Annotated in this window: 8 protein-coding genes; 5 read left to right on the plus strand and 3 right to left on the minus strand. The window is 66.1% G+C overall.

Annotated elements, in window-relative coordinates:
* Both ACH2EI_RS21940 and ACH2EI_RS21945 read right to left on the minus strand, forming a co-directional pair.
* Positions 1-355, minus strand: a 355-nt coding sequence (locus ACH2EI_RS21940) for an enoyl-CoA hydratase/isomerase family protein (protein WP_395156420.1), incomplete at its 3' end; no start/stop codon positions are given.
* Entirely contained in the window at positions 352-1,050 is a 699-nt protein-coding gene (locus tag ACH2EI_RS21945) for a GntR family transcriptional regulator (RefSeq protein ID WP_395161593.1), read from the minus strand. The genes ACH2EI_RS21945 and ACH2EI_RS21940, both read right to left, overlap by 4 nt.
* 83 nt (positions 1,051-1,133) lie before the next feature.
* On the opposite strand from ACH2EI_RS21945, the gene ACH2EI_RS21950 reads away from it, so the two are divergent.
* From ACH2EI_RS21950 to ACH2EI_RS21965, 4 genes are read left to right on the plus strand one after another with little or no spacing between them, the layout of a single operon-like run.
* Positions 1,134-2,000, plus strand: coding sequence for a fumarylacetoacetate hydrolase family protein (locus tag ACH2EI_RS21950; RefSeq protein ID WP_395161595.1), 867 nt, complete (start codon positions 1,134-1,136; stop codon positions 1,998-2,000).
* Complete coding sequence (locus ACH2EI_RS21955; RefSeq protein ID WP_395156414.1) at positions 2,000-2,953, plus strand: VOC family protein; 954 nt, start codon at positions 2,000-2,002, stop codon at positions 2,951-2,953. The genes ACH2EI_RS21950 and ACH2EI_RS21955 overlap by 1 nt, the downstream gene beginning before the upstream one ends.
* Positions 2,954-2,958: 5 nt before the next feature.
* Positions 2,959-3,738 (plus strand): SDR family oxidoreductase, encoded by a 780-nt coding sequence (locus tag ACH2EI_RS21960; RefSeq protein ID WP_395156412.1) that lies wholly within the window; start codon positions 2,959-2,961, stop codon positions 3,736-3,738.
* Entirely contained in the window at positions 3,738-5,381 is a 1,644-nt protein-coding gene (locus ACH2EI_RS21965) for an FAD-dependent monooxygenase (RefSeq protein WP_395156410.1), read from the plus strand. The genes ACH2EI_RS21960 and ACH2EI_RS21965 overlap by 1 nt, the downstream gene beginning before the upstream one ends.
* A 23-nt stretch (positions 5,382-5,404) precedes the next feature.
* On the opposite strand, the gene ACH2EI_RS21970 is transcribed toward ACH2EI_RS21965, so the two are convergent.
* Positions 5,405-5,560 carry a hypothetical protein gene (locus tag ACH2EI_RS21970; protein WP_395161597.1) on the minus strand — a complete coding sequence of 52 codons (156 nt, stop codon included), beginning with the start codon at positions 5,558-5,560 and terminating at the stop codon, positions 5,405-5,407.
* 584 nt (positions 5,561-6,144) lie between these two features.
* Here ACH2EI_RS21970 and ACH2EI_RS21975 point away from each other — a divergent pair.
* The gene (locus tag ACH2EI_RS21975) at positions 6,145-6,639 is read left to right on the plus strand and encodes a nucleotidyl transferase AbiEii/AbiGii toxin family protein (protein ID WP_395161599.1); all 495 of its coding nucleotides are present in this window, start codon (positions 6,145-6,147) and stop codon (positions 6,637-6,639) included.
* Positions 6,640-6,691: the final 52 nt, after the last annotated feature.

Here is a 6,691-nt window from a genome sequence, read left to right on the forward strand (position 1 = left end):
CTAGGCCGCCACCGAGGCAGTAGCCGAAGAGGGTTGCGATCGACGGCTTGCCCATGGTCTCGATCGCTCGGAGTACTCTGAGCCGCTGGTCGAGCACCGCGTGCGTCCCGCCGCGTTCGGCTGCCCCGGACATCAACTGTTTCAGGTCCATCCCGACCGAGAAGTGTTCATCACCCATGGCGGTGAACACGAGCGCCCGGACCGAAGGATCGTTCGCTGCGGCGGTGACGGCCTGCTCGACGGCGTCCATGTACTCGAACGTCATGCGGTTGCGGGGCGGATCGTTGTTGGTCAACGTCAGAATGCCCCGCTCGAAGTCGATCGACAGTGCGTCGCAACCACCGGCGACAGTCACTGCTCATCATTCTGACGCGCGTCGTTCGCGTTCTCGCTCATGGTGGCGCCGACGACGAGGTGTAGCGCAGCGATCGTCCCTGACAGGTGGCGACGGAGTTCGGCTGCTGCCGCGGCGCCATCGCCGGCCAGTGCGAGGTCCTTGAGGGTTCGGTGCGCAGCGGCGGTGTCGTAGTCGTCGGGCCGCGATGGGAGGCCGACGGTGATCATCAGGCCGGCGCGGTCGGCGAGCGTCGTCGCCATGCGGAGCAGCCATGCTGAATCGCAGGTGGAGAGCAGCGCCCGGTGGAAGGCGGCGTGGTCGCTGGGCGAAGCGATTCGCGTGGCAGCCAGTGCTTTCCACGCTGACTCGACCCGGTCTCGGTACCCGTCGTCGGCGTGTCGGACCGCGCGTTCGAGAGCGACCGGCTCGAGCATGAGACGCAACTCGTAGATCTCGTTCGCTTCATGCAGGTCGACTTGGGCGACGCGGGCCTTGCCGTGGGAGTGCAGTTCCACGAGCCCATCGGCGGACAGGTTGCGCACAGCTTCGTGAAGCGGTGTGGCGGAGAGACCCATCTGCTCGGCGAGCGTGGAGATGACCAGCGCGTCACCGGGGCCGAATTCACCACGGAGGATGGCGTGGCGGAGACGCTGCTCGGCCCATTCGGTTCGAGTCGGTGGCTGGTCACTGCCGAACACTGCATTCGCGAGCATGGAACGTAGTCTGCCACATCTCCGTCTTGACATCGATGATCGATCATATATGATCGATCATCTTACGAGGGAAGGGCAATGACATGGGATTCCGTCTCGCCAACATCGCCGGGCGTGCAGCACTGGTCGATGGTGACGACTACTTCGATCTGTTCGAGATCAGTGGAGGCGAGCTCGACACCGACCCGATGGTGGCCATCACGATGCCGCACCGTCTGGCGGAACTGTCCGCCACGCTGCACGAACACGAACCAACGGGTCGACTGTCGGATGCGTCGGTCGGGCCGCCGATCCCGCGACCTCCGAAGTCGTTCGCCGTCGGATTCAACTACCAGGCGCACGCCGACGAAGGCGGGGCCGCGACACCGACGGTTCCGCTGGTGTTCACCAAGTTCCCGTCATGCCTCGTCGGCCCCACCGCCGACGTCGAGTTGCGCAGCGACTTCTGCGACTACGAGGCCGAACTCGTGGTCGTCATCGGTCGCGGCGGCAAAGACATCGAACCTGCCGACGCGTGGGATCACGTGGTCGGCGTCACGGTCGGCCAGGACATCTCCGATCGCGTCGCCCAGTTCGTGGCGACGCCGCCGCACTTCGACCTCGGCAAGTCCTTCGACACGTTCGGTCCACTGGGGCCAGTGCTCGTGTCCGTCGACGAGTTGGCCGACTGCGACGACCTGCGCATCGTCTGCATGGTGAACGGCGACGTCCGCCAGAGCGGCTCCACCGCCGAGATGATCTTCGATGTCCCGACGTTGATCAGCTATCTCTCACGGATCACCACCCTGACCCCGGGCGACACCATCTTCACCGGCACGCCGGACGGGATCGGCGCCACCCAGGGCAAGTTCCTCGCCGACGGCGACGTGATCACCACCACGATCGAGGACATCGGCACGATCATCAACCGCTGCGTCCGCGTCAGCGACTACCAAGGAGAGACCAACTGATGGCACTGAACGGATTGCTGGACATCGAGCTCAGCGTCCCCAACCCCGACGAACTCGTGGCGTTCTGGGAGCGACGCGGCATGCTGCAGACCGCCGACGGCGTGCTCGGCACCGCTGATCGAGATGTCCAGCTGCGAGTCGCCGACGGCACCTACCGGCACATGTCCGAACTGCACATGAGCTGCGAGACCGATCAGGACCTGGCCGACATCGCTGGCCGGATCGCCCAGATGGGTGTCGACTCGCAGATTCTCGACACTCGGCTCACCTGCGTCGACCCGGTCTTCGGACACCGCGTCGTGATCGACGTCACGACACCGCACCCGCTCACGCCGACGCAGGCCCGAGCCTGGAACCACGCCGGCACGCAGGAACGGCTGAACGCTCGCTCCGACGCCGTCACCGAAGCGCACCCGCGCGCCCCGCGCCGGCTGGGCCACGTCGTGCTCGGCACACCGCACTTCGAGAAGGCGACAGCGTTCTTCTTCGACGGGCTCGGCTTCAAGGTGTCGGACCAGATCCTCAACGGCGTGGCCACATTCGGACGCATCGAGTCAGATCATCACAACTTGCTCATCCAGCCCGCGCCAACCTCGTACATCAACCACTACGCACTCGAGATGGACGACATCGACGCGATCGGCAAGGCCGGACAGTCGGTGCTCGCCGAACGCGCCGACGCGAACGTCGTCGGCGTCGGCCGCCACCACCTCGGCTCGAACATCTTCTGGTACCTCACGGACCCATCCGGCACGATGTTCGAGTTCTTCTCCGACATCGACCAGATCGTCGACGACGAGGCCTGGGAACGCGACCACTGCAAACGCGACTGGATGGGTTCCGACGGCCCCACTCCGGTGTCGGTGTGGGGACCCCAGGAACCCGAGACGTTCCTGAACCCGGCCGACCTGCCGGCCATCGGCGCCGCCCGCGAAGCCCTGGGCCTGGACTGATCGAGATGGACCTCGGCATCGGCGGCCGCTCGGCCGTCCTCATGGCATCCAGCCGTGGCCTCGGACGAGCGTGCGCCGAGAGCCTCGCTCGCGAGGGCGTGCATCTCGTGATCAACGGCCGCACGCGCGCCGACGTCGAGCGGACGTGCGACGAACTCCACCGGACCTTCGGCGTCACGACGACACCGATCGTCGGTGACGCGACCACAGCACGGGTACACGACGAGTTGCTGGCCGCGTGCCCGGAGCCGGATATCGTGCTGCTCAACGGCGAGGGCCCACCGCCCAGTGCGTTCAGCGACATCGACGCCGACATGTGGGCCGACACGCTGCAGCGAACGATGGTGTCGCCGCTGCTGTTCGTCCAACGGGTGATCGACGGCATGCAGCAACGACGCTTCGGTCGCATCATCGCGGTCTCGTCGGCGATGGTGAAGTCGCCGAACCCACTGATGAGCATGTCGCACGGTCCGCGGCTCGGGCTGACCGGCGTGCTCAAGGGCCTATCCAAGTCGGCCGTGGCGCACAACGTCACGATCAACACGCTGCTGCCCGAGCGATTCGACACCGGCCGCCAGCAACAGATGGCCGAGCTCGTGATGCGCCACCGCGGCATCACCTATGACGAAGCCCGCGCCGAACAGGTGGCCTCGATCAAGGCGGGTCGGCTCGGCCGACCGGAGGAGTTCGGCGACACGTTTGCGTTCGTGTGCTCCGCGCAGGCCGGATACATGAGTGGCCAGAGCATCCAACTCGACGGCGGCAGCTACGACGGAGTCTTCTGATGAGCAACACCCCAGCGTCTGCATCCGTCGACGTCGTCATCGTCGGCGCCGGCCCCGCCGGTCTGACCGCTGGCCATCTGTGCCACCGGCTCGGGTTGTCGGCAATCGTGCTCGAACAACGCGACGGTCCCCAACGGAGCCCCGCGGCCCACGCAGTCAACGCCCGCACGTTCGAGATCTGGCGCCAGGCAGGCGTCGACATGGATCGGGTGCTCGCAGCCGCCCTCTCTCCCGACGAGGCAGGCCTGGTGCACTGGGTGACGAAGTTCGGCGGCGAGATCGTCGGGACGCTGCCCTATGAACGCCAGGGCGACGAGATGCTCGCCATCACACCGACCCCGCTACGCAACCTCAGCCAGCACCGCCTCGAGCCGCTGCTGCTGTCGCCCGAACTCGACGTGCGCTACGCCCACCGTTGGATCGATGCCGAGGAGACGGCCGACGGTGTGGAGGTGACAGCCAACGGGCCCGACGGACCGGTCCACTTCACTGCCAAGTACCTGTTGGGTGCGGACGGCGCCGCCAGCGCAGTCCGTCGTTCGCTGGGCGTCGAGCTGATCGGGCCGCGCTCGTTGCAGTCGTTCGTGGCGATCCACCTGGCCGCCGATTTCCGTGCGTTCATGGGCGGAATGCCCGGTGTCCTCTACTTCGTCCTCGACCCCGCCAGCGGCGGCACGTTCATCTCTCACGGCTGTGAGCGCGAGTGGGTCTACATGCACCCGCGGGACCCCGACACCCAACCGGCCGAGAACCTCACCAGCGATCACGGTGCGGCGCTCGTACGTGCCGCGCTGGCCGATCCCGGCGCCGCTTTCGAGGTCCTCACCATCGGCACCTGGCACATGAGCGCCCAGATCGCCGACCACTACCGCAGCGGCCGAATCTTCCTCGTCGGCGACGCCGCTCACCGGTTCCCACCGACCGGCGGACTCGGGTTGAACACCGGCGTGGCCGACGTGCACAACCTCATCTGGAAGCTCGCCGCTGTCGAGAATGGTCGGCTGGGCCCTTCCGTGCTGGACACCTACGAAGCAGAACGCAGGCCGGTGGCACAGTTCAACTGCGACCAATCGATGCACAACGCATTCAAGCTCATCGAGATCCCGATGGCGCTCGGCGCATCCGACGATGTCGAGGAGTCGACAGCCGCGATGCACGCCACACTGGCCGACCCGGCCGGGCGAGCAGCGGTGCAGGCAGCAATCGCGAACCAGGCGATCCACTTCGACCTGCTCGGCCTCCAACTCGGCCACACGTATTCCGGCCCGCTGGTACTCGATGACGGTACTGCGACGCCGACCCTCGACGAACCGGCGCGGGACTACGTGCCATCCACCCGCCCCGGCGGACGCCTTCCGCACGCCTGGCTACCCGACGGCCGCTCCACCCTCGACCTGATCGACATCGCGCTGCCGACACTCCTCGTGCGCGACGGTTCACCGTCGGGCGCTATCGGCGGATCGTGGCTGGAAGTCTCGTGCCCAACCGGCGTGTGGGACGACACGTTCGGTCTCGCCGCTGACGAATGCCTGATCGTGCGACCCGACCAACACGTCGCCTTCCGCGGCGCCATCAACGGTTCACGCGCCGCGCTGACGAAGCTGCTCGGCTCGCACGACGACGCGCCCGCGCGGGAGCGGTGAACGCCCCGCGACCGAATACGAACTCAACGGGGCATCGTCGCCGCGGTCGGCACTGGCGTCGGCGGTGTCGTGGTCGTCGGATGAACGAGCCTGGACGACGTGACCGCTGCGGCGATCTCACGCATCGCTGCGTGGGTGTTCTCCTCGTCCTCGCCTCGTTCGACGTCCACTGTTGTCAATACGCGACGTCGCTCAGAACGCTCAACTGTCTGAGTCCCGACGACATCGGCGTGGCTCAGAGAAATGTTTCGTGAGGCAGAACCTTGGTTCAGGTCTTGAGACAGCGCCGGATAGTGCCAGTGAGTGACACCCAAGGACGACGTTTCCCCTGGTAGCGAGACTGTCGCCTGGCGGAGCGGGCGGGATTCGAAGTCGACTCAGCGGGTCCCACGGTCGCAAGCGGAAACTGCGAGCGCGCCGACCTACGGCAAAGCTGCGACGCCGAGCCCTTCGGTGGGAAGAACCACTCGTACGGCATGGCCCCGAGGTGGCGGCCGCTGGCATCTCGTCCGCGTACTCGCAACCAGCGCCATGCGTTGGGGCCGGCGCTGATGAGAGCCGAACGGTCGCCACTCAGCGCGGCGGAACTCGCCTGCTCGCCGTCTCCAGACAGCAGAACCGCAACAGCGAGTGTCGTGGCCGCGTCCCACACCCGCACCGTGGCGTCGTCGCCGCCTGACACGATGCGGCCACCATCACGAGAGGTGCCGCCCGAGGGCGTCGTCGCCTCGGCGCTTCCCACCTCGCCGACAAGCTCGTCGCCATGACGAGCACGTTCGCCGGCGACCGACCCAGCACGCGATACCGAGATCTGGTCGACATCGTTCTGATCGCTCAGAGCCAAACCGTCGACGCCACCGAGCTTCGAGTCGCCGTCGAATCCGAATGCCACCATCGAGGTCACTCGCTGCCGCTGCAGCTCACCCTCCCGGACAAGACATGGAGGAACGGGTACTCAGCGATCGCTCGAACCGTGCCGGACCTCAGTGTCCAAGCCGCTGACGATGCGTTGACCATCGCCGTGTCGCTCTTCCAACCGATCTTCGACGGTCGAGCTGATGGCACCTGGGAACCCTCTGAACAGCGATGGGTCCGACTCGCGCCGGCGTGCCTAATTCGTGCCTACAACAAGGCTCAACAGGGTGCAATATGGCGCAACAACGCACAACAACTGCACGTTCGAAAACCGTTGTCGACCTGGACAAACACCTCATACGCAGGCACGATGCGTCCAGCTCGGAAGCGCTTCCCAAGCTGAATACGCGGGTTCGATTCCCGTCATCCGCTCCATATAACACCTGGTCAGAGGC

It is taken from the genome of Ilumatobacter sp., from assembly GCF_041688325.1.
Taxonomy (GTDB): domain Bacteria; phylum Actinomycetota; class Acidimicrobiia; order Acidimicrobiales; family Ilumatobacteraceae; genus Ilumatobacter_A.

Coding starts and splice junctions, on each gene's coding strand:
- ACH2EI_RS21965 (WP_395156410.1), top strand. CDS start 3,738: ATGAGCAACACCCCAGCGTCTGCATCCGTCGACGTCGTCATCGTCGGC.
- ACH2EI_RS21960 (WP_395156412.1), top strand. CDS start 2,959: ATGGACCTCGGCATCGGCGGCCGCTCGGCCGTCCTCATGGCATCCAGC.
- ACH2EI_RS21955 (WP_395156414.1), top strand. CDS start 2,000: ATGGCACTGAACGGATTGCTGGACATCGAGCTCAGCGTCCCCAACCCC.
- ACH2EI_RS21975 (WP_395161599.1), top strand. CDS start 6,145: ATGACGAGCACGTTCGCCGGCGACCGACCCAGCACGCGATACCGAGAT.
- ACH2EI_RS21945 (WP_395161593.1), bottom strand. CDS start 1,050: ATGCTCGCGAATGCAGTGTTCGGCAGTGACCAGCCACCGACTCGAACC.
- ACH2EI_RS21950 (WP_395161595.1), top strand. CDS start 1,134: ATGGGATTCCGTCTCGCCAACATCGCCGGGCGTGCAGCACTGGTCGAT.